Origin of the sequence: Mycobacterium intracellulare ATCC 13950 (assembly GCF_000277125.1) — a bacterium.
GTDB classification, from domain to species: domain Bacteria; phylum Actinomycetota; class Actinomycetes; order Mycobacteriales; family Mycobacteriaceae; genus Mycobacterium; species Mycobacterium intracellulare.
Genome location: NC_016946.1, coordinates 3,611,477 through 3,632,315 on the forward strand (window position 1 = coordinate 3,611,477; position 20,839 = coordinate 3,632,315).

Genomic DNA, 20,839 nt, shown 5'->3' on the forward strand with positions numbered 1-20,839 from the left:
GTTCACCAATCAAGGAGGTCGAGCCGGGCCTGCGCCACGGATCGAGTAATGACAAGTTGGGACCGCACACCCTGCACCAGCGCACCGGAATAGGCCGGCATCGCGGTCAGGCTCACTTCACGCAGCGCCGCCTCGGTGCGGACCACGACACCACCAACTGAGTGATGACGGATGGCCGCGAATCCCACACTGAACGAGTCGACTGTTCCCGAGCGGACCAGCTCGAGTGCGTCGTCGCCGTCGCGTGTGGCCACGATGTCAAAGGCCGCATGCAGCCCGTCGCGTTCCTCGCGCAGCTCCACCGCCCGGCCAACCGGGAACTGTCGCGTCTGGTGATTGCCGAACAGCCGCACCTTGTGGCCCCGTTCGGCGATGCTGCGACGAAATGCCCCGAACTCGAAACGCTCGCGATATGCCGGGCCACCATCACTGACCTCAGCGTCCTGGCCGTACGGCACGGCGATGCCGTGAACCGTGCGACCGGCCCCGGGAGTCAATTCGGCGTTGCGGAACAGGATTTGAGCGCTCAAGGTAGTCGCCTTCTGCGTATGCGGAAGCGGTCTTGCATGGTGAGCGCTTGTCCGGGTTGGCCGAACCTTTTCGGCTCCCGGCGCCGGCGACATACCGAGCTGCAAATCAGCGTACCGCAAACCGCGTACAAGACACGGAATTTCACTCCGACCCGCCGTCGTCGGGCCGGTGCTCCTCACCAGCAAGCGCGGCAATCTGTGCCTCAAGCCACGCGACCCCGGCCGAAGAGGTGAGTTCCGGCAACGCCGCTTCGTAATGATCGAGCAATCGCAGGAACGTCTCAGTTGGGTGGCCATCGGCCGTGGCGGCATTCATCACACGAGCGATCCCGTCCACGTCGTTGTAACCGTGCAAATCAAGAACCTGGGCCGCGCGGACCATGGCGATAGCTCCGGGATCGGTGGCTGATATGTCGAGCTTCGTCATGCCATGTATGTAGTCCGCGAGCAGGCTCAACCCCTCATCGCTACGGAGCCGCACGATTAGATGTCTATGAAAGCCGAGAAGAGCAAAGAGAAGCTGGACCGCGCGATCAGCATTATTGGTCTCGTCAACGATCGCGATCACACCAGCGGTGTCGCCGCGGCGAGCGTGCAGGGTGAGTACAGCAGCGCGGCGATAGTCGCCGAAATCGGGCGAGATCTGGTTCTCGGTCATGGTTCGTTCCTTCCGGTGGGGGCTGGTTGGGGATGGCAATTCTGGACATGCGAAACGTGACTATGGAGCAGAAATGCTGGGCAAGCGGTCGCTGCGAGGTCGCCGTGCGCGACCGGTGCCCACCCCCCGGGCGATTGGGCTCGAGCTCGTGCCGCGGCGGTCATGGTTGCCTGGCCCTGAGTGGGATCACCTGCGCGGGTTGGGTGTGGTCTTCGTCGTCGAGGCGGTGCGTTATCTCGACGAGTACGTGCAGGAGCTGTAGTGCTTCGGTCGCGGTCAAGTCGCTGGGCGCTATGCGATTCCATCGTCGCGCTATCTCGCCGAGTATCGGTGTCAGGTCCAGGCTGACGTTGGCGGTGCTCACGATGCCTCCGGTGCGAGGGCGGTCGTCAGAGATGTGTCGGCCGGTTCAGGTGTTGTATTTACAAGAGGTGTGGGCGGCCAGAGGACTTCGTACGCGCCGGCGGGCGTACCGCACCATGCATGCGCGTACTCGGTTGAGCGCCGGGCGGAGTGTGCGTGGCGGCCTCTGCAATATGGACATCGCACCTCGAAGGACGTGAGGCGCCCGTCTGGGTCTGATTGAAAGCTGACGACGCGCGCGTGCCGGCGGTCGACGTGCGCGGCGGTGGTCATCAGCTCGCCTTCGCCGTGCAGAAGTCACAGACTCCGGTGTCAGACCGGGCGGGTGCGCGCGAGCATTCGGGACAGATGGGCGGTGGGTTTAGCCGGGCGTTGGCGTTAGCCAGGGCGACCATGACGCGGTCGGTTTGGCCGGGGGTATCTGGTTTCAGACCACCGGGTGGAATGCCAGTTGCGCCCGTCTCAAACAGTTGGCGCGACTGCAGATTTGGCGCAGTCGCGCCATTGTGTTCCTGCAGGTCGTCGCCAGTTGTGCCAGTCGCGCCAAGGTTTTGAGAGGCGGGGGTGTCGGCACTGTGGTTGGCGGGACTGTCCAGATGCCACCACGTCACCCTTGGAAAGCCGCGGCTTTCGACGACGACGCCGAGCGACTTGACGGCGCGTTGTAGCGTTCGTTCGCGGATTCCGACCTTCGCGGCGCCGACCTTGACAGCTTTCGATGGTGCCGCGCCTTGCTCGGTCAGGTAATCGGACAGCCACTGTTCGGCCTCGGTGGCTGCGCCCTGATCTTCGTCACGTGGATCGGACAGCAAGGTGTGCGCGGTGTGGTTGGTCTGGCCTTCCCACTGCACCCGGGCCACACCGTGGTCGCCGGCCTCGATGAGCCGGTATGCCAGGGAGTCGGGTCGTGGGCCGAGGTTGGATTTGACCGAGGCGAGAACTCGCCGTTCGGGGTCCTCGGGGTCTGGCGCCACGAGCATCCCGGCGCGCGCAGCGCCGACAATGCCGATTGAGCCGCCGCCGCGGTAGAGGGGATCGCCGCCCTTCGCCTTATTCAGATGGCGGAGAAGCAGTACTGTGCAACCGGTTCTGTCCGCCAGTGCGGCCAGGCGTGATAGCACTCGTCGGATGTCTTGGTCCTTGTGGGAGTCCGTGCCGGTGGGAAGGTAAGCCATGATGACATCGACGACGAGCAGTCGCGCGTCAGTCTCGATGATGGCTTCCTCCAAGGCCAGGACGTCGGCCAAGGTCGGCGGGCGCAACACTCGTTCGCCGTCCTCGTCGACGAGGGGAATGCCCTCAATTGCGTGAACCTTCGTGACGTCAGCGCCCGCCGCATCCAGGCGGGGACGCACTGTATCGGCTAAGCCGTCTTCTGCCGACATCAGCAGAACGGATCCCGGGTACTCGCATCGGGTACCGTCCGGCCATTGGCCGCCAGTGGTGACTACTGCTGCGAATTCGTCTGACAGGGTGGACTTTCCAAGGCCTGGATCGCCGTCGAGAGTGACCGGCTTGCCGCGCGGAAGCCAACCCTGCCATAACCACGTAACACGCTCTGGCTTTACGTCGGACAGTCGAGTCAGCGCGACCGTGGAGGCGCGGCTGACAGCCGCGTTCATGCGAGCACCTCGCCGCATGCGTGGTGCAGAAATTCGGCGAGCTCCCGGTCGCGGCCGCCACGACGCCACAATGCGCGACGGACGTCCAAAGGCGTCAGTGGAATTTGGCCAGTCGCCAGCACGTGCTCGGCGGCATCGCGCCATCCGTCAATTGCTTTGTCGGACAGGGGCGGCTCGGTGCAGCGGCATGGCCAGGGGTCACGGCATCCGCAGTCGAGCGGCACACTTCGATGTGCCGCGAGCCGCCGACGTCGGAGCTGGGTTGAAGTGTCCCGGGGCGGCGGTGTGCATGGCACCCGGCACAGGCGGGGTCTGAGGGGTACATTGTTGTCATCCGCTGCTGTTGTGGAGGCCGCCTCGTTGCCCGCGAGGCGGCTTTCTTTATCAGGCGGACTCACGCTGCACCGCCGAAGGGCTGCATTGCAGCGTCAATTTCGTTGAGATCCAGGCGGATTAGCCGCTTTCCGGAGCGGTAGGCGGTCAGCCGCCCGTCAGACACCATTTGTCTGATCGTGCGGTCGGTGACTTGTAGATACTCCGCAGCTTCGCTGATCTTGACGTAGCGGCGGCCCCCGGAAGCGTTTAGCTTGTTGGGTCGACCAAGATGATTTGCCATTTCGGACTCCGTAGGCGTCGAAGTGTCGACCGCCTAACCGGATTGTCCGGGGACGTGGCGCTACATGAGCGCAGTGGAAACGTTACACCTAGAGTTGATGATTTTGGCGGATCAACTCGCTAAGAGGAATTTCGTGTCGGCTCATGACGTCCAACAAATCAACGATGGCCGCTAGCCGCTCGTCCCGCATTTGTAGCTGCAAGTCCTGCGCGTGGTCGCGACCCTGGTTGCAGCGAATGATCCACGTGGTGTGCCCTTTGAGGGACGATTCCGTGACCGAGGCCTCGGTCCAGGCCGACGTCAGCTGTTCCTGAGGCAGCGTTACAGCAGCTTCGCCGTCGCCCATCTCTACGGCGCCGGGCGAACCGATTACAACCTGAGCCGAACCCTTCTCTGTCACAACGATTACTGGCCGATCTGGGCGCTGATCGACAATCAGCGCGAGCGGTCTTCCGCAGCAAATAACCGCATAGTTAGGCACGTCACTCCCCTTTGTCTTGAACCATTTTCGACAGCAGCGCCGCGATCTGGCGGTCGCGGCCTTGCGCGGCGTGCTGGTATCGCATGGCGGCCTGTGGCGTCGAATGCCCAAGGCGTGCCATCAGTTCCGCGAGCGTGGCACCGGTAGCCGCAGCTAATACAGCACCGCTGTGGCGTAGGTCGTGCCAACGGAGGTCGTCGCGTTTGGCCACTGAGCGTGCCCTATAGAACTGGCGGTACAAGCTGGCTGGCGCCAGGTGGCCGCCTTGCACGGCGGGAAACAATAGGGCCTCTTTGTCATCGTCGACGAAACGCTGAAGGTGATCTTTGATCACGGGCAACAGGTGCGGAGGGATCTCGACGTCGCGACGCCCAGCGTCACTCTTGGGCGTGGTGGGCACGAATCCGCCCTCGGTGCGGACCACGGCTCGCTCGACGCGAACAACGCCGTAGGCGTCCTGTGGCTCGTCGGCCGGCTCGACTACGGTGATGTCCTTGCGACGTAGCTCGGTCAGCTCACCGAAGCGCAGCGCACACCATGCCGCAAGTAGGACCATCGCCCGATAACGCTCGGGCATCTCCTGGGCGATGGTCGCTATTTCGTCAAGTGACGCTGGCCTGATCTTGTGGACGCGCCGCGCGCTGCCGGCGCCGCGGATCACGCACGGATTCGTCTTGATCTTGCCGTCGCTAAGTGCGGTCCCCATGATGGTGCGCAGAAGCCCGTAGGCATGGGCGCGCAGTGTCGGTGTTTTGGTGCCCATCTTGGCGTGCCAGGCCCTCACGTCGTCAGCAGTGATCGACGCGATCGGCAGCGCCCCGAACGTGGGAACGATGTGATTCGCAAGCAACTTCTCGTAGTGTTCGCGAGTTCGGTCTTTGAGGTCGCGCTGGGCCATCCACGTCTTGGAGTAGGTCTCGAAGATCAGTTTCGGCTGCGGCATCTCGTCCGCCTCGGGCGGCACCCACGCTTTGCGGATGATCTCCGACTGCCGCAGCGATAGCCAGCCGCGGGCGTCCTTTTCGGTTAGAAATGTCCTGGGTGCTGTGTAGCGGCGCCCGTCAGGCCCGCGGTACATCGCCCGGTAGCGCCCACTGGGTAGTTTGTGCGCGGTGCCGAACGCACCGCGCTTCTGCGGCTTGCGGCCCTGTCCCCTAACCACGGACGCCCCTGTCTGCGATACTCCGCTGTGCACTGGCGTGAACTACGTGAACTCGTTGTGAGCTAACAAAACTGTACCAAGTTTCCGTGACATTCCATGAGATTCCGCTATACTGATCAGCACTAGTGCAGGTAGAGCCACTATTTGCGCTGGTCAATATGTCCACGCTAGCAAACTATGTGAACTGGTTCAATCCCAGTATCGCGCACCACATCGGTACTGCTTAACCGCCGTAGCTAGGCATCGAGACGATCTCATGTAGCTGGCATGCGCGAGCGCCGAGACGGACATCGCCGATTGCGTAGCGAGTCATGCTCCGACGAAGCCGTCCAACACCTTGAGCGTGCGACGGTCGAATATGTGCCGCCTTTTCAGCGGGCGGGGGTTATATCCGCCGAGTCGCGTAAATCGTGGGCGGCTCAGCTTCCGACTGACTCCGGCGCCAGGGCAGTCACCGGCCGGGAGCGGGCATGGGCATGTTCGGCATCGGCGACATGCTCGGCCTGTTCTCCATCGGCATTTTCATGCCTTTCATCATGGAGGCACAGCAATCCTTCGACTGGGCAGCCGGCGGGTCCGCTTTCATCATGGAGCAGCAGTCCGACTTAGCGAAGAGGAGATAGACGACGGCGATGATGACAACGATGCCGACGGCGATGCCGACGATGGCGAGGATTCGGTAAAGCCAGCGAGTCCACGTCGGGCCGGTGCGAGTACGTGATGTGGTGGAAGCGGTGTCGGTCATCACTCCTTACCTTTCGTGCGGGATAACCTCGTATTATCCGTCAGCGGCAGCCAACTAGCCAGGCCAACGCCTTACCCTGAGATTGCCGCACACCCTCGAGGTGTCGTGTCGCGCCTCGTCAATGACGCCACGAAGCGTGGCGAATGGTCCGAAGGGTCGGAAGGGTCAGGAATTTCTGGCGGTTGGCAGCCCCTCTCGCGTTGTCCCACAACAGATTTGCCCGTATGCGTGATCGGTGCAGGGATTCGAGGTCGCTCCCAACAGGTCTAGCACCTATCGGGTGCTGACCAGCCATTCGGCAAAGACGGCTAACGCGCGGCCAGCTGATCGTTGATGTTGGTCCATTGGCCTTCGCCCTTGTGGTTGCCCATGTTTCGGCATTGGCCATCGAAGATGATCTGCCCGTAAGCGTGGTCGGACGGCATGTAGCTGATGCTTGCGGCCACGCCGTCTTTGTTGAGCGACGCGCCGTGGTAGTGCTGTCCCGGCGGCGCCCCCTCGTTCCAGCCCTGCGCGATCATCGCCGCGCGTACTTGCTGGAAATACGCATCGGGGTCCCCGTGGATCAGGAAGCTCAGCGTGACGGTGCCCTGAAACGGCGGATCCCCTTGGTCGTTGCACGAGGCGAACGAGAATGCCCCGCTGACGCCCTCCAGCTTCGCGGCGGCGACGATCTGCTTGGCCGGCTCGATCACCTGCGCCTTGGTCTGATCGTCGCTCATGGGATGGGCCGTATCCTCGTACGGATTCGTCGATCCCGCGGCATGTGGTTTGTGTAGCACTGGCGCGCATCCTCCTAACAACACGGCGACGACCACTAGCGAACTGATCAGCGCTTGGCGCAACGGCATACGTTGTTCCTCAATGGTGGTGTTGAGCATCGAAAACATGGTTGTCGGTAATAGATCCTGGCGACCGCTCCCACTCCGGGTCGATGACGGCAGGCGTGTGCGGGCCGATGGTGACCGGGGGTAGGCCGGGGATCCTGACCTGTACGCCACCCAACGAATGGCGGTGATCGGCGGTCATGCCGTCGGCTTGTAGTTGGTCACCATGGCCGGAGACGATGTCGGACATGCCATAGAGGGCTTCGCTGCCCCGGTGGTAGTAGTACGAGTGGTCATGGGGATTGATGCCATCGGAGCCGGGGACCTCGGCGCGGAAGCGCACCGACCCGAACCCGTCGACCGCGGGGTCGGTACCCAGGCTGGGGTTAGTCCCGAAGAAGTTCTCGCCGAAGAGTTTCTTGCTCGCGCCATCGAGATGTCCGAGCATGCCGACCGGATCGGTGGAGGCATCTCCCACGAAGACGTGTCCACCGTCGAGGTGGAATTGTTCGGCGCTGCGGGCCATGTCGGTTCCGGGGCAGCCCAGTAGCACGGCGTCGTTGGCGTGCATGTTGTGCATGGCGAAGGCGTCGGCGACGGTGGTCGAACCATACGAGTGGCCTAAGACGGTGACATGTTGGCCCGCCCCGAGGTGCGTCGCCCACAGACCGTTGACGTCTTGGGCCAGCGACGCACTGCCCACGCGAGCCAGCGCCGGTGTGGAGATGCGCTGGACGTCGTCGAATCCGTTGGGGGCGTCGTAGCCCATCCACGCGATGACCGCCGTCGGGTTATGGGGGTCGGCGGCGTTAGCCTGTTCGAACAGGTTGATCGCGTCGTTGTGGCCGTCGTGTAGCCAGCCGCCTTTCACGCTGCTGCTGGTACCGGGCACGATCACCGCGGTGTTCTTGGCCGTGTCGGGGTTGCCGATCGCGATCGCCGCGCGGCCCTTGCCGCCGAATGCCGTTGGGTCATAAGCGAATAGGTAGACCGGTTTCGGGTGAAGCGGGTCTCCCGCGTCGTGGTCGAGGCCTAGCTTGGTCTCGTTGGCGTTCTGGTAGCGGGTCACATCCGTGGCCGACAAACCGTACTTCGCGGGGTCGCGAAGCACGTCATCCACCGAGACACCGTTGCGGCTGGCGATGCCCCGCACCCGGTCGAGGTCTTGGTTCATCACCGTGAGGTTGGCGTCATTGCGCGCCAGAATGGGGACACCGTTGAGGTTGCCGATTTGGTCGGGGTGCTCGGCCATGAAGCGCTGCCGCTGCTGGGGGGTCAGGGATGTCCACCAGCGATTGACGTCCTCGGGACTGGCGTTCGGCGGCGGGACCTGGGTGTCGGCGTCGACTGGCGCCAGGATGTTCGGGTCGTAGCCATCGGTGCGCAGATCGCCCAGACAGCTCTGCAGCGTGGCCGAGTAGCCGTCACGAGTCGACTCCAGGTCGCCAAGAGCATCCCGGACATCATCGGCCGCGTCGGCTGTCGCGTCATCGATCAGCTTCTTCAGAAAAGCCTGGGTTTTCGCGTCGGGGCGGCCGTATTGCAGATCGTGCTGGGCCGCGTCGATGATGTGGTCGAGTCCCTGCAGCGCGTGTTCGAGCGTGGAGATTCGTTGAGCTCCGGCTTTCTGCGCCTCGGCCAACGCGGCGGCGATGTTCTCCAGATCGCTACCGATTTTGGGTAACTGCTCGGATTGCGCACCCAGGGATTTGATGACCCGCTGCACTTCAGCGGAGTCGTTGATTGGGTGATCGCCATTCTGGTGGTTCCAGGCCGCATCAAAGCGCTTCCGGGCTTGCTCAAAGGCGTGGTCGGCTTCGGCCGTGTGCCGACCCGCGCCGTGGAAGGCTTCCGCCAGGCTCGAAATCTGAGCCGGGCTGCCCGCCTGCAGGCTCTGGTTGATCGCCCAGGGGTCTCCACCGGCCCGGGCGATCAGATCGGCCACGCTGAGCCACTTCAGCTGCATCGCTCCGCCCGAAAACCTAGCTGATAATTCTCCACACCAGCTATGACGCTACCCCCAACCGGGGGTCGTCCAAGTTAGCTACATCCGGTGACGCGCCGCAAGTCACTGCCGTGCTCCGCCGTGGCCGATGCCCTCCGATTCCCGGGCTCGCCCGGGTGCACTCAAACGGCCACCCGGCGCCGGGGCCTGGGGTTACGATCTGCGCACGGAGCTACAGATTCGAGGTGGCCATGCATCGCACCCGAGGTTTCGTCACCACATTCATCGCGGCCATCGCGCCGATGATCGCCGTCGCCACATTCGCCGCGTCACCACCTGCCGCGGCCGACCCGATATGCGGGACGGCGGGAACGCCGCCCTGCGCGGGGCCTAGCCCGTTGACACCCGAACAGCAGTGCGCGTTCATCGCATGGCGATCGATGATGCCGTGCAACTGGCTCGGAATGCAGGTGCCCGCCGGCACGCCGGGAAGTTGGGACAACCCCCCGGCACCGCCACCCGAGCCGTGAGCGAGTTGCGGGGCGGCTGAGGGGCCAACCGCCACTGGCGCCTCGGCCCCGCGAAAACCCCACGCGGCCTGGGCTTCTCGCTTACCAACCCCAGTCGTCATCGGCGAGGACGTCCACGGTGAGGCTGCTGTCGGCGGGGGCTTTGGTCCCGTAGGTAAAGGTGAGCAAGGTGCGGTCGTCGTCGAGGGGTTCCGTCGCGACGACGGTGGCGTGCCCGACCTTCATGCGGATCCTGTCTCCGGGCTTCAGTGCGTCGACGCGTTTCAGGGGCACGCTCAACCCATCAGCACCGGTGCAACGGGTAATTCCGCAGATACCGTGGTCATCATCGCCATCCTTTCACGGCTGGCAATGCCTCCGGCGGCCACGCAAGCGCATTCGCGGACGCGGCGGCCTCATGCGCCGATCAGATACGCTGCGCCGCAACGGAATACCGCCCACGCGGCGCGCCGGAGTAACGCGCCGAGACCCCTGGAACTATTCAGTTCTGCACGAGATCGGGGATCGGCTCCGCGTCCGTCAGCCAGTGGCGTCCGACCTGTCGTGCCGCCTCCCACTTGGGGATGCTGACCGCATCGTCCTGGCCGAGGTCCTCGGGGGTCGGGCCGATGCGCTCGGCCAGCGAGGCGAGGGCCCCGAGGTCGAAGTTGTAGACCTCGGCCGCCGCCAGCCCCAGCATCTGGCGGGTCTCCTCGACGGGAATGTCCCAGAAGGAGCGGCGCAGCCAGTCGCGGGTGTGCGGCCAGGTACCCTCCGGATGGGGAAAGTCGTTGCCCCACAATATGTTCGATACACCGATCTCGTAGCGGCGTGCCAGCTCCCGGCGTTCGGTGGTGGTGGCCCCGATGAAGCAGTTCCGGTCGAAGTAGGCCGACGGCGGCATCGTCAGGTCGCCCTCCATCAGATGGCTCATCTTCTTGGCCGAGTGCTCACGCAGGTACCGCGTGTCCATCAGCCAGAGCAGATCGTTGGCCCAGAACGCGCCGCACTCGGTGACCCCCCAGCGCAGCCCGGGGAAGCGCTCGAACACGCCCGACCATAGCGCGAACCACAGGGGCCGGGCGCCCCACCAGCGCACCTCGGTCACGTAGATGCCCAGGTGCCCGCCGTACTCCTCCTGCGGGGCGGGACCGGAGTGGGTGTGGATCGGCATCTGCAGGTCCTGGCAGGCGGCCCAGACCTTGTCGTAGCGACGATCGTGATACGGCGGGTAGCCGACCCAGCGCGCCGGGATCAGGATCCCGCCGCGCAGTCCGGATTCCGCGGCGCGGGTGATCTCGGCGACCGCCGCGTCGACGTCGGCCAGTATCGGCACCACCGCCACCCCGGCGCGCCGCTCGGGGCTGTGGCTGCACAGTTCGGCCAGCCAGCGGTTGTGGGCCCGCGCCCCAGCCATGGCGCGCCCCGGGTCGAGGTCGCCCGACTGGCCCAGTCCGGCGCCGAACGGGGCGCCGGCGACCCCGGTCACGGCGTCGGCGTCGGGGAAGATGACCTCGCCGACCACCCCATCGCCGTCGAGTTCCCTGTCGCGCAGGCCGACGTCCCATCCCCCGGCGATGCCGTCGCCATGCTCGGAGAACCACTCCTGCGCGAACTCCTCGTCGATGAATCCGCCGGCCTGCGCCGCGGCGGTCTTCTCGGCCAGGTAGGCCTCGAAGTCCTCGCGGTACTCGGGGTCGACGTATTCGCGGTACCGCTCGGTCGGGAGTTCGGCGTGGGTGTCGGCGGAGATGATGATGTAGGGGTTCACGGGCGGTCCTTCCTTACCAGGCACGGATGGGGTCGGGTTCGAAGACGGTGCTACGCGCGTCGGCGGGCACGGAGTCCAGCGGCTCGGCGACCTCGGCCACGGTCGGGCCGATCCGCTCGACGAGCGGCGCGAGAACCTGGAGGTCGAAGCCGTACACGGCGGCCGCGTTCCCGCCCAAAATGGCCGCCACCTCCTCGGCCGGAACGCGGGAGAAGGTGTGGCGCAACGCTTCCCGCGTGTAGGGGGCGGTGCCCTCGTAGTGCGGGTAGTCGCTTCCCCACATGATGCGGTCGACGCCGATGCGGTGCCGCTCGGCGCACTCGACGGGACGCATGAAACTGGCCCCGACGTAACACTGGCGGGCCCAGAATTCGCTCGGCTTGAGGCTCAGCGAGCCGGCGGTGGGCCCGGCGAACCGGGCGATCGCCGAGTTCTCCCGCCCGTAGCGGGCCGCCGCCACGTCGAGCGAGTCGAGCGTCGCCGGGATCCACCCCGCGCCCTGCTCGGTGAAGATCACGGTGAGGTCCGGATGGCGATCCAGCGCGCCACTGAAGATCAAGTGCCACAACGCCCGATGCGCCCACCAGTGCGTCTCGTACACCCACACCGCGAACGAGCTGCCCCACCCGTCCGTCGGGCTCGGCCCGGCGTTGCCGCCGTGGTGGTTGACCACCAGGCCGGCGTCCGCGCACGCCGCCCAGAGCGGCTCCCAGTGCTCGGCGTAGAGCGGGGGAATGCCCGTGCCCGGGGCGATCCCGGGCAGCAGCACCCCGCCGCGCAGGCCCAGCTTGGCGATCTGCGCCACCTCGGCGATGGCCTCGTCGATGTCCGGCAGCAGGATCTGGCCCACCCCGGCGCGCCGCTCGGGCGACAGGGAGCAGAAGTCGGCGAGCCAGCGATTGTGCGCGCGCAGGCCGGCCCAGCGCAGCTCGAGCTCGCGGGCGGTCTCGGGTGGCGGGGCGGCCAGGCTCGCCTGGGGAAAGAACGGCGGCACGGTGTTGGGGTAAATGACTTCCCCCGCAATGCCTTCGGAATCCAGGTCGGCGTTGCGCCGATCGCTGTTCCAGTTGCGCTCGGCCTCGGGCTCGGTCAGATCACCGAACGGGTTGACGTATGTCTTTGCCCAGCCGTCGAATTCGTCCCGGTACTGCGGATCGAGGTACTCGCGGTAGGCGAGCAGGTCGGCGCCGGCGTGGCAGTCGGCCGAAATGACGGTGTAGCGGTCCATGGGTCAGGCTCGCGCCGGCTCGGGCCTCGGGGCGGCGAGCAGGGCGACGTCGTCGTAGCGCTGGTGCACGTAGGGCAGCAGCCACTCCTGCGGCACCCGCGCCGCGATCCGGCCCACCTGGACGGTGCGCCGCCGACACCAGGTGATTGACCTGATCTGACGAACGACGATGTCGGCCACCGGATCCAACGGCGACTCCCCCAGCTCGAGGGTTCCGTCGATGTTCTCCAGCAGCTCGTAGTGGCGGTGGTACTCGCCATAAACCAGGTGGGGGTCGGTGATGCCGCTGCCGTCGGGGGCCCGCAGGAACTTGAAGTAGAACTCGGTGTTCATCTGGTCGGGGGGCAACTCCGCCGCGCCGGTGATCTGTCCGCTCAGCCTGATGAGCGCATAGCCCAGCCGGTCCACGGTGGCGGTGACGCGATCGCCGTCGCGTTCCACCTCGATGCGGGCCAATTTCTTTGGCTCGCCGAACGTTTCGCGCCCGCCGGTGACCGACTGTTCGGTGGACTGGGGCATGAAGAGCGGGTAGTCGCCCTCGACGTCGCCGTGCCGGGCGGTCACCGAGAACACCGCCGACCCGAAGGGCGCCATGCCCTCGATCCGCACCCGCTGCAGCTGGATACGCACCAGCGGTTCGGCCGCGGGCTGCAGCGGCCTGGGCAGCACGGCCGCAACGATCTCCGGATCGGTGAGGTAGGTGACGGTCACCGCCTCGGTGGCAATCGGCGCCTTGGTGGCATCGATCTCGTGGTCGACCTGCGCCTCGGGCGGGCGAGGACCGTAGCGAATGACGTTGGTGTTCAACGCTTTCCTCCTTCACTGTTTTCGGCGTGCCGCCCGAGAACGTCGACGAGGTAGTCGGGCGCGCCGCGGGAAAGGATCGAGGCCGCCTTGGCGCTCACCACCTGATCGGCCGGGGTGGGCGGGCCCATCATCCAGAAGCGGTCCGCGCGAATCCCGTCCACCACCTGGTCGGCGACGGTCTCGAGCGGGGTGAACTCGACGTGCGCGCCGGCGGCCTCGAAGCGGGCCACGACCTTGTCCAGTGTCTGCTCGGGCGTGCGACGTTGCTGGGTCGCGGCGTAGCGCTCCGGGCGATGCCGCCACGACTCCCAGATGCCGGTGTTCAAAAAGCCGCCGGGGAACAGGACGTGCGCCCGGACGCCCTTCCCCGCCATTTCCAGGTGGGTGTAGAGGCTCTCGGTGAGGCAGAGCACCGCCGCCTTGGTCATCGGGTAGACCGCGGTGGCCGGTCCGCCCATGGCGCCCCGGGCGATCGGGGCGAAGCCGCCGTTGCCCGAGCAGGTGTTGACCACGTGCCCCTCGCCCTGCTCGAGCAGGAGCGGCACGAACGCCTTGATGCCGTGGATGACGCCGAGCACGTTGACGTCGATCCCCCATCGCCAGTCGGCCAGGTCGTGCTCCCACATGTAGCCCTCGGAGACGCCGCCGGTGCCGGCGTTGTTGCACACCACGTGGACCGCGCCGAAGCGCGAGACCGCCTCCTTGGCCAGCGACTCGACCGAGGAATAGTCGGTGACGTCGGTGAGAACCCCGGCGGCCTCGACGCCCTCGTCCGCGAGCGCCCGCGTCGCCTCCTCGAGGGGTTCGGCGAGCACGTCGGCCAGCACCACCCTCATACCCTCGCGACCGAAACGGCGGCCCATGGCCCGGCCGATGCCCCCGGCCCCGCCGGTCACGACCGCCACCTTGCCCCGCAGGTCTTCCATTGTGGTCATGGTCACATGGTCGCTTATATCACCGCAAGCAGTCGCATTATGCGACTATTGGGGCCATGGCCCCGCGCCCCTCCCCGCAGACCGAACGGGTGGTGAACCTGTTCGAGCAGCTGGCGGGCGACGGGAGCCGCGGGATGACATTGGCCGAGGTGTCGCGCCACTTGAGCGTGCACAAGGCCAGCTGCCACTCGATGTTGTCCGAGCTACTGCGGGCCGGCTGGCTGCTGCGCGACCCGGTGCGCAAGACCTACCACCTCGGTCCCGCTCTGGTCCGGCTCGGCCGCGAGGCCGCGGGCCGCTACCCGGCGCTGGTGTTGGCCCGCTCCGCGATGGCCGAGCTGTCGGCAGCGACGGGCGCACACTGCGTGGCCTTCTCGGTGAGCGAGGACTACTCCACCGTCGTAGATCAGGTCCGGAGCCGTCGCGGCGGCGGTCACCCGATGCCGATCGGCACCCAGTTCCCGCACCGTCCGCCGTACGGGGCGTCGACCGTTGCCTGGGCCGGCCCCGAGGTCCGGGAGCGCTGGCTGTCCGCGCTGCCGGACGACGTACGCGATCGCTACCGCGAGGCCATCACCAATGCCCGGCGGCGTGGGTACGCGGTCGGCCTGCATCTTTTGCCCGATCTGCGCCTGCAGGAACTGGCCCTGATCGTGCGCAGTGCCGAGGTGCGGTCCACCCGACTGAGCCGGCTGGCGCAGGAATTGACCGACGAGCTGATCCACCAGGAGGAGTGGTTCCCGATCGACCTCGACGCGGACCGCACCTACGAGGTGAGCCACATCGACTCCCCGATCCTGGGCCCCGGGTCGCGCATCGCCCTGATGCTCAGCCTGGTCCCCAGCGCCGAGCCGATGAGCGGCGCGGCGGTCACTGGCCTTGGGGCGCAACTCGCTTCGGCGACCCGCCGGCTGAGCGCCGCCCTGAGCGACGAATCCGGTTAGTGCCGCTGCGGAGCCAGCCGCTTGAGGGCCAGGCCCCCTTCGAATGGTCGGTAGCCGAAGGCGGCCGGGGCGCGATATCCCGTGTCCTCGAGGGGGGTCCGCACCTCGGCGACGGTGGGCCCGATCTTGCCGGCGATCGGCACCAGCGCTTCGAGATCGAATCGGTACAGGCGGCCGGCGTTGCCGCCCAAGATCTTTCGGCAGACGTCCTCCGGCCTGTCGTGCAGGGCCCAACGAATGGCCAACGTGGAGTGGGGCGCAAAGCCCTCCTCATGGGGATAGTCACTGCCCCACATGATGTGATCGGGGCCCATGAAGTCGATCATCGAGGAGTCGTACGGCATCAGCTCGGTGGCCAAATAGCAGTTCCGCTGGACGTATTCGCTCGGAGTCAGGGACAGCTCGTCGACCGACGATCCGCCGAACATTCCATAGGTGCGGTTGCCCGCGTCCGACTTCATGGTCGGCACCATGGCGTCGAGGACGGCGAGTTGCCCGGGCACCCAGAGCGTGCCCTGCTCGGTCGGCACGAAGCGCAGCGTCGGGTAGCGCTCGAACACCCCGGCCAGGATCAGGTGACCCAGGGTCCGCTGGGCCCACAACGCCATTTCGGTGATCAACACCGCGTTGGAGGCCGGCTGGTCCATCGGCATCTCGGGACTGCCGGCGCCCGCGTGCTGCACCACCGTGAGGTCCAATTCCGCGCACAGCGCCCAAAGTGGTTCGTAGCGGGTGTGAAACAGCGGGGCCACCTGCGAATCGCCGGGCGACACCGGCGGAATGAGCACGCCGCCAAAGCAATCCTGCTCCGCGCCCCAGCGGATCTCCTCCAGCGCCAACTCGACATCGTTGGGAAAGATCTGGATCAGCCCGCGCCGCCGGGCGGGCGCCAGCGAACAGAAATCGACCTGCCACCGGTTGTGGGCCTGCACGCCGGCCCAACGTTGCTCGAACTCCTCACGCGTGCGCGGCAAGCTGATGGTGATGTTGGGGGTCGTCGGGAAGAACGGCGGAACGGTGTTGGGCAGCAGGACCTCGGCGGCCACCCCGTCGGCGTCCATCTCGGCGATCCGAAGCTCGTGGTCCCAGTTCCGGTTGGCGGTGGCGACGATCAGATCGTCGAACGGGCTGGCGTAGGCCTTGGCCCACGCATCGAACTCCTCGTGCAGGCCGGCCGGCAGATACGGTTTGTAGTCGTAAAGGTCCGCCCCGGCGTGGGTGTCCGTCGAAATGACGACGTAGCGATCCAGCGTGTCCCAGCTTGTAGCCATCGCACCTCCAAAGGTACGTCGAGTATAGGAGAAACGGGTCGGCGCGCGAAGGGCCAACGAAAGTCCGGGCCGCGACCGGAGCAAGATGTCACCCGTGAGTTGGACGAGGTACGACGGCAGGGCGCTCGCGGATGTCAGCCTGGATGGCGAGGCGCTGCACGCCGAGCTCGAAGACTATATCCGCGTTGACAATCCGCATCTGACGGACGTGCGACTGGAGCGCGCGACCGCGAGCGAGCCGTTCGACGCCGAATCCCGGAAGCGCTGGTATGAGGTCACCTACTTGGCCGAAGACCCGGAGGACACCGCGTAGCCGCGAGACACCGCGGCCCGTTTTCCCGCGCGCACGCCGACCGCGGCGCTAGATTCCTGTCCTGAGCGTTGCGAAGGAGTCGGCCGGTGCGGTCAATCATTGCCGTCGTCGTCGCGTTCGGTTGCGCGCTCATCGCGGCGCCGGCGGCCGCGGCCGACGACGACTTCGTCGCCGTGGCGGTGTCCGTCGGGAGCGGACGCGCCGCCGGGTGGGGCACCGGGGGCAGCCAGGACCAGGCAAACCAGATCGCGCTCGCCCACTGCACCGCCGAGGCCGGCGACGTGTGCGAGGTCGTGGCCGGCACGCGCAACGGCTGCGCATCGGTGGCGTTCGACCGTTCCGGCCGGTTCCAGGGCGGATCCGGCCCGGACACAACGGCATCCGATGCGGACGCCCTGGCCAAGCTGGGCGCCCCCAACGGACGAATCAAGGCCTCCCACTGCTCGTCGTGAAATCCGGGACGACGCCTCGCGCGATGCCGAGATGGACACCGCGATTTCGGCTATCGTTCACTTAAGTCGTCCTTGACTTGCCGCCGATTGGCCCGCGCATAGAGGGGAGGCCATGGCTCATCTGAAGGCCGGTTTTGCCACGTGGTCGGCCGCCTGCGCGATTGCGCTGGCCACCGGCGCGCTGGCCGGCGCGGCACCGGCGGCGGCCGATGACGACGCCGACGATGCGTTTCTCGCCGGCCTCGACAGGGGCGGGATCACGATGTTCGACGACGACGATGCGATCGCGACGGCCCATGCGGTGTGCAGCAGCATCGAAACGAACCCGAACGTATCGATGCTGGCGATCAAACTGACCAAGCAAACGCCGATGTCGGCGAAGCAATCCGGATACTTCATCGGCCTTTCGGTGGCCAGCTACTGCCCGGAATACAAAGACGACGTCGATCCGTCGATGGGGTGGCTGATACCACCCCCGATCCTGTGAGAGCGCAGAATCCCGCTCAGCCCTGCGCCGCGGTCAGCCAGAACACCGTGCGCTCGATGCCGGGCACGATCTCGGTGACGTCGATCTCGCCCTGAGCGAATCGCGTGAGAAACCCGTACACGACGCCGGGCAGGATGAGCTCGAGGTCTTTGGCGAACCCCGGATCGGCTTGGGCCAGAATGGCTTTGGCGACAGGGACGACGGCATCGACACCGCGCTGGATGAGGCGTTTTCCCCCGGGCCCCGATCGCGCCTGGAAGTAGGAGCGCAGCATCAACGGGTGGCTTTCCCACGGCTCGAAGATGGTCCTCATCACGTGCATCAGGTCCACATAGATCGAATCGCCGGGCAGGTCCTCGATCAGCGACGGCAATCGCGCGTAGCGGTTGGCGTCCATCCAGCCTTCCAGCGCGGCGACGATGAGCTCGTCGCGCGTCGGATACCGCTTGTAGATGGTCGCCAACGAAACGCGGGCCCGTCGCGCCACCTCGCGCAGCTGCACGGCCTCGTAGCCCTCGGTGTCGAGCATTTCGACCACGATGTCCAGGATCGGATCGACCCGGGGCCCGGACGCGCTGTCCACGGTCTGCACTCGGGACCCTGTCGTCTTCACAGTAACCATGTTACTGTGCGCACGTGAGTAACGGCGTTACTCCGGCCTGATCTGGGCCGATGACCAAGAAAAGAGGAAACGCGCCGTGGGTTCGTTAGATGGCAAAGTCGCCTTCATCACCGGGGTGGCGCGCGGCCAGGGCCGCAGCCACGCGGTGCGGCTCGCCCGCGAGGGCGCCAACATCATCGGGATCGACATCTGCGCCGACATCCCCGCCAACGGATATCCGATGGCCTCCCGGCAGGAACTGGACGAGACCGTCGCCCTCGTCGAAGAGGCCGGCGGAAAGATGCTGGGCACCGTCGCCGATGTGCGCGACTTCGAGCAGGTCAAGACCGCGATGGATAGCGGCGTCGAGCACTTCGGCCGCCTCGACATCGTGTTGGCCAACGCCGGGATCGCGCCATTGGCGTTCCGCGAGTTGAGCATTGAGGAGGAACTGGCGCAGTGGCGCGCGGTCACCGGCGTCAACCTCGACGGCGCCTACCACACGGCGTGGGCGGCCGTTCCGCACCTGCTGTCCGGTAATCGCGGCGGGGTGATCATCTTCACCAGCTCGACGGCGGGCATCAAAGGTTTCGGCGGCCTGCAAGGCGGCGGCCTGGGCTACGCGGCGTCCAAGCACGGCATCGTCGGCCTGATGCGTACGCTGGCCAATGCGCTTGCGCCGCTGAACATTCGGGTGAACACCGTGCACCCGACCGCGGTCAACACCATGATGGCGACCAATGATGACATGACCGACTTCCTGGAGAAGAATCCCGGCGCCGGCCCCCATCTGCAAAACCCGATGCCCGTCGGCATGCTGGAACCCGAAGACGTCAGCGCCGCGATCGCCTACCTGGTCTCCGACGAGGCGAAGTACGTGACCGGCGTGACCTTCCCCGTCGATGCCGGCTTCTGCAACAAGGTCTGATAGCCCGTGACAACGAACGACGCAACGGGCCGGGTCGCCGGCAAACGGATCCTGATCACCGGGGCCGCGCGCGGCATGGGACGCTCGCACGCGGTGCGGCTGGCCGAGGAGGGTGCCGACTGCGTCCTCGTCGACATCTGTTCCACCCCAGCGGGTTTGGAATACCCACTGGCCACCGAGGACGACCTGAACGAGACCGCGAACCTGGTCGAGAAACACGGCCGCCGGGCGATCACCGCGGTCGTCGACGTGCGCGACGAGGCCGCCATGAAAGCGGCGGTCGACGCGGCCGCCGACGAACTCGGCGGGCTCGACGGCGCGGTCGCCAACGCCGGCGTGCTCACCGTCGGCACCTGGGACACCACCACCGCCGAGCAGTGGCGGCTGGTTGTCGATGTCAACCTCATCGGGGCCTGGAACACCTGCGCGGCCGCGCTGCCCCACCTCGTCGCGCGCGGCGGCGGGAGCCTGGTCAACATCAGTTCCTCGGCCGGCATCAAGGGGACCCCGCTGCATGTGCCCTACACGGCGTCCAAGCACGGCATCGTGGGGATGACGCTCGCGCTGGCCAACGAGCTTGCCGCACAGAACATTCGGGTCAACACCGTGCACCCCACCGGCGTGGCGACCGGCATGGCGCCCCCGACGATGCACACGTTGATCGCCGAGCAGCGGCCCGACCTGGTGCCCATCTTCCTCAACGCGCTGCCCGCGCCGCTGATCGAGGCGGCCGATGTGAGCAACGCGGTGCTCTACCTCCTCTCCGATGAATCCCGTTATGTCACGGGGCTTGAGCTGAAAGTGGACGCCGGTGTCACCATCAGATAGTGCTTTGACGGACGACGGTGCGCGACATGAACGGGGGGTGCGCACCTTCGCCGAGGTGATGACGGTCGATCCGCCCGGCGATCGGGGACCCTTCACCGCAGGGCTGATCGACTTCGTCTTCGGCGAGGTGTGGTCGCGGCCCGGGCTCGGCCGCCGCGATCGACGGTTCGTGACGCTGGCCTGCGTCGCGGCCGCCGACGCGCAGGCCCCGCTCGAGCAGCACGTCTATGCGGCGTTGAACAGCGGTGACCTCACCATCACCGAAATGCGGGAAACGGTCCTGCATTTCGCCGTCTACGCCGGCTGGCCGAAGGCCTCGCGGTTCAACATCGCCGTGGACCAGGAGTGGGCCAGGATCGCCGAGGAACGCGGCGAGGCGCCCCCTCCCCCGGAACCGTTGCTGCCGCTGGTCACCGCCAGCGACCCCGAGCAGCGGCTGCAGGGCGGCGAAGCATCGTTCAAGGAGATCAACTGCCTGCCGTTCGCGCCGATGCGCGACAACCCCTACTCGGGCGCGGGCATTCTGAACTTCGTCTTCGGCGAGATGTGGCTGCGGCCCGGCTTGGGCATGAAGGAACGCCGCCTCATCACGGTGGCCTGCGTCGCCTTCCAGGACGCCGAAATCCCGATCATCTCCCACGTGTACGCGGCGCTGAAGAGCGGCGACGTCTCGTTCGAGGAGATGGACGAATTGGCGCTGCAGTTCGCGGCGTACTACGGCTGCGCCAAGGCCGACTACCTCAACCAGGTGATCGCGGAGCAGAAGCAGCGGGTGACGGCCGAAAACCGGGCCGATCCCGCGACCGTCGGCTGACA

At 66.3% G+C, this 20,839-nt stretch carries 24 protein-coding genes; 8 read left to right on the forward strand and 16 right to left on the reverse strand.

Going from position 1 to position 20,839, the window contains the following annotated elements; all coding sequences use genetic code 11:
* Positions 1–2 precede the first annotated feature (2 nt).
* From OCU_RS41315 to OCU_RS41350, 9 genes are all read right to left on the reverse strand, one after another.
* Positions 3–530, reverse strand: coding sequence for an HK97 family phage prohead protease (locus OCU_RS41315; protein ID WP_014380561.1), 528 nt, complete (start codon positions 528–530; stop codon positions 3–5).
* Between the two features lie 142 nt (positions 531–672).
* The gene (locus tag OCU_RS41320) at positions 673–1,188 is read right to left on the reverse strand and encodes a hypothetical protein (RefSeq protein ID WP_041787085.1); all 516 of its coding nucleotides are present in this window, start codon (positions 1,186–1,188) and stop codon (positions 673–675) included.
* 635 nt (positions 1,189–1,823) lie between these two features.
* The gene (locus tag OCU_RS41325) at positions 1,824–3,173 is read right to left on the reverse strand and encodes an AAA family ATPase (RefSeq protein WP_158520010.1); all 1,350 of its coding nucleotides are present in this window, start codon (positions 3,171–3,173) and stop codon (positions 1,824–1,826) included.
* Positions 3,174–3,567: 394 nt separating this feature from the next.
* Positions 3,568–3,789 (reverse strand): excisionase family DNA-binding protein, encoded by a 222-nt coding sequence (locus OCU_RS50575; protein ID WP_014380567.1) that lies wholly within the window; start codon positions 3,787–3,789, stop codon positions 3,568–3,570.
* 88 nt (positions 3,790–3,877) lie between these two features.
* On the reverse strand, positions 3,878–4,270 hold the full coding sequence (locus OCU_RS41335) for a hypothetical protein (protein ID WP_148278277.1): 393 nt from the start codon (positions 4,268–4,270) through the stop codon (positions 3,878–3,880).
* 1 nt (position 4,271) lies between these two features.
* Positions 4,272–5,432, reverse strand: a complete 1,161-nt coding sequence (locus tag OCU_RS41340; RefSeq protein WP_014380569.1) for a tyrosine-type recombinase/integrase — start codon at positions 5,430–5,432, stop codon at positions 4,272–4,274.
* 451 nt (positions 5,433–5,883) lie between these two features.
* The gene (locus OCU_RS51325) at positions 5,884–6,177 is read right to left on the reverse strand and encodes a hypothetical protein (protein WP_162130883.1); all 294 of its coding nucleotides are present in this window, start codon (positions 6,175–6,177) and stop codon (positions 5,884–5,886) included.
* 308 nt (positions 6,178–6,485) lie between these two features.
* Positions 6,486–7,058 carry a hypothetical protein gene (locus OCU_RS41345; RefSeq protein WP_029383902.1) on the reverse strand — a complete coding sequence of 191 codons (573 nt, stop codon included), beginning with the start codon at positions 7,056–7,058 and terminating at the stop codon, positions 6,486–6,488.
* A complete protein-coding gene (locus OCU_RS41350; RefSeq protein ID WP_009952045.1) occupies positions 7,039–8,970 on the reverse strand; it encodes a putative alpha/beta hydrolase in 1,932 nt (643 codons plus the stop codon). Before OCU_RS41350 ends, OCU_RS41345 begins: the two co-directional genes overlap by 20 nt.
* Before the next feature lie 224 nt (positions 8,971–9,194).
* Here OCU_RS41350 and OCU_RS51835 point away from each other — a divergent pair, with 224 nt between their 5' ends.
* Positions 9,195–9,479 (forward strand): hypothetical protein, encoded by a 285-nt coding sequence (locus tag OCU_RS51835; RefSeq protein WP_308440472.1) that lies wholly within the window; start codon positions 9,195–9,197, stop codon positions 9,477–9,479.
* Positions 9,480–9,560: 81 nt separating this feature from the next.
* Here the strand turns inward: OCU_RS51835 and OCU_RS51425 are convergent, their stop codons facing one another.
* From OCU_RS51425 to OCU_RS41375, 5 genes are all read right to left on the reverse strand, one after another.
* Positions 9,561–9,704: a hypothetical protein gene (locus OCU_RS51425; RefSeq protein WP_014380571.1), complete on the reverse strand. Its 144-nt coding sequence runs from the start codon at positions 9,702–9,704 to the stop codon at positions 9,561–9,563.
* A 256-nt stretch (positions 9,705–9,960) separates the two neighbouring features.
* Positions 9,961–11,229, reverse strand: coding sequence for an amidohydrolase family protein (locus OCU_RS41360; protein WP_008258454.1), 1,269 nt, complete (start codon positions 11,227–11,229; stop codon positions 9,961–9,963).
* A 13-nt stretch (positions 11,230–11,242) separates the two neighbouring features.
* Entirely contained in the window at positions 11,243–12,457 is a 1,215-nt protein-coding gene (locus OCU_RS41365) for an amidohydrolase family protein (protein WP_009952048.1), read from the reverse strand.
* 3 nt (positions 12,458–12,460) lie between these two features.
* Complete coding sequence (locus tag OCU_RS41370) at positions 12,461–13,264, reverse strand: acetoacetate decarboxylase family protein (RefSeq protein WP_014380572.1); 804 nt, start codon at positions 13,262–13,264, stop codon at positions 12,461–12,463.
* Positions 13,261–14,190, reverse strand: a complete 930-nt coding sequence (locus OCU_RS41375; RefSeq protein WP_041787087.1) for an SDR family NAD(P)-dependent oxidoreductase — start codon at positions 14,188–14,190, stop codon at positions 13,261–13,263. Before OCU_RS41375 ends, OCU_RS41370 begins: the two co-directional genes overlap by 4 nt.
* A gap of 65 nt (positions 14,191–14,255) precedes the next feature.
* Here OCU_RS41375 and OCU_RS41380 point away from each other — a divergent pair, with 65 nt between their 5' ends.
* Positions 14,256–15,143 carry an IclR family transcriptional regulator gene (locus OCU_RS41380; protein ID WP_014380574.1) on the forward strand — a complete coding sequence of 296 codons (888 nt, stop codon included), beginning with the start codon at positions 14,256–14,258 and terminating at the stop codon, positions 15,141–15,143.
* On the opposite strand, the gene OCU_RS41385 is transcribed toward OCU_RS41380, so the two are convergent.
* A complete protein-coding gene (locus OCU_RS41385; protein WP_014380575.1) occupies positions 15,140–16,414 on the reverse strand; it encodes an amidohydrolase family protein in 1,275 nt (424 codons plus the stop codon). The genes OCU_RS41380 and OCU_RS41385 overlap by 4 nt on opposite strands.
* 94 nt (positions 16,415–16,508) lie before the next feature.
* Here OCU_RS41385 and OCU_RS41390 point away from each other — a divergent pair, with 94 nt between their 5' ends.
* The 3 genes from OCU_RS41390 to OCU_RS41400 all read left to right on the forward strand — a co-directional run bounded on the left by OCU_RS41390 (position 16,509) and on the right by OCU_RS41400 (position 17,666).
* Positions 16,509–16,727, forward strand: a complete 219-nt coding sequence (locus OCU_RS41390) for a hypothetical protein (RefSeq protein ID WP_009952053.1) — start codon at positions 16,509–16,511, stop codon at positions 16,725–16,727.
* An 86-nt stretch (positions 16,728–16,813) separates the two neighbouring features.
* On the forward strand, positions 16,814–17,179 hold the full coding sequence (locus OCU_RS41395) for a DUF4189 domain-containing protein (protein ID WP_014380576.1): 366 nt from the start codon (positions 16,814–16,816) through the stop codon (positions 17,177–17,179).
* Between the two features lie 112 nt (positions 17,180–17,291).
* Positions 17,292–17,666: a DUF732 domain-containing protein gene (locus tag OCU_RS41400; RefSeq protein WP_009952055.1), complete on the forward strand. Its 375-nt coding sequence runs from the start codon at positions 17,292–17,294 to the stop codon at positions 17,664–17,666.
* Between the two features lie 16 nt (positions 17,667–17,682).
* Here the strand turns inward: OCU_RS41400 and OCU_RS41405 are convergent, their stop codons facing one another.
* Complete coding sequence (locus OCU_RS41405; protein WP_014385361.1) at positions 17,683–18,249, reverse strand: TetR/AcrR family transcriptional regulator; 567 nt, start codon at positions 18,247–18,249, stop codon at positions 17,683–17,685.
* 115 nt (positions 18,250–18,364) lie between these two features.
* On the opposite strand from OCU_RS41405, the gene OCU_RS41410 reads away from it, so the two are divergent.
* From OCU_RS41410 to OCU_RS41420, 3 genes are read left to right on the forward strand one after another with little or no spacing between them, the layout of a single operon-like run.
* On the forward strand, positions 18,365–19,195 hold the full coding sequence (locus tag OCU_RS41410) for a mycofactocin-coupled SDR family oxidoreductase (protein ID WP_008258475.1): 831 nt from the start codon (positions 18,365–18,367) through the stop codon (positions 19,193–19,195).
* Between the two features lie 6 nt (positions 19,196–19,201).
* Entirely contained in the window at positions 19,202–20,023 is an 822-nt protein-coding gene (locus OCU_RS41415; RefSeq protein WP_014380578.1) for a mycofactocin-coupled SDR family oxidoreductase, read from the forward strand.
* A gap of 58 nt (positions 20,024–20,081) precedes the next feature.
* Positions 20,082–20,837, forward strand: coding sequence for a carboxymuconolactone decarboxylase family protein (locus OCU_RS41420; protein WP_263649152.1), 756 nt, complete (start codon positions 20,082–20,084; stop codon positions 20,835–20,837).
* The last annotated feature ends 2 nt before the right edge of the window (positions 20,838–20,839 follow it).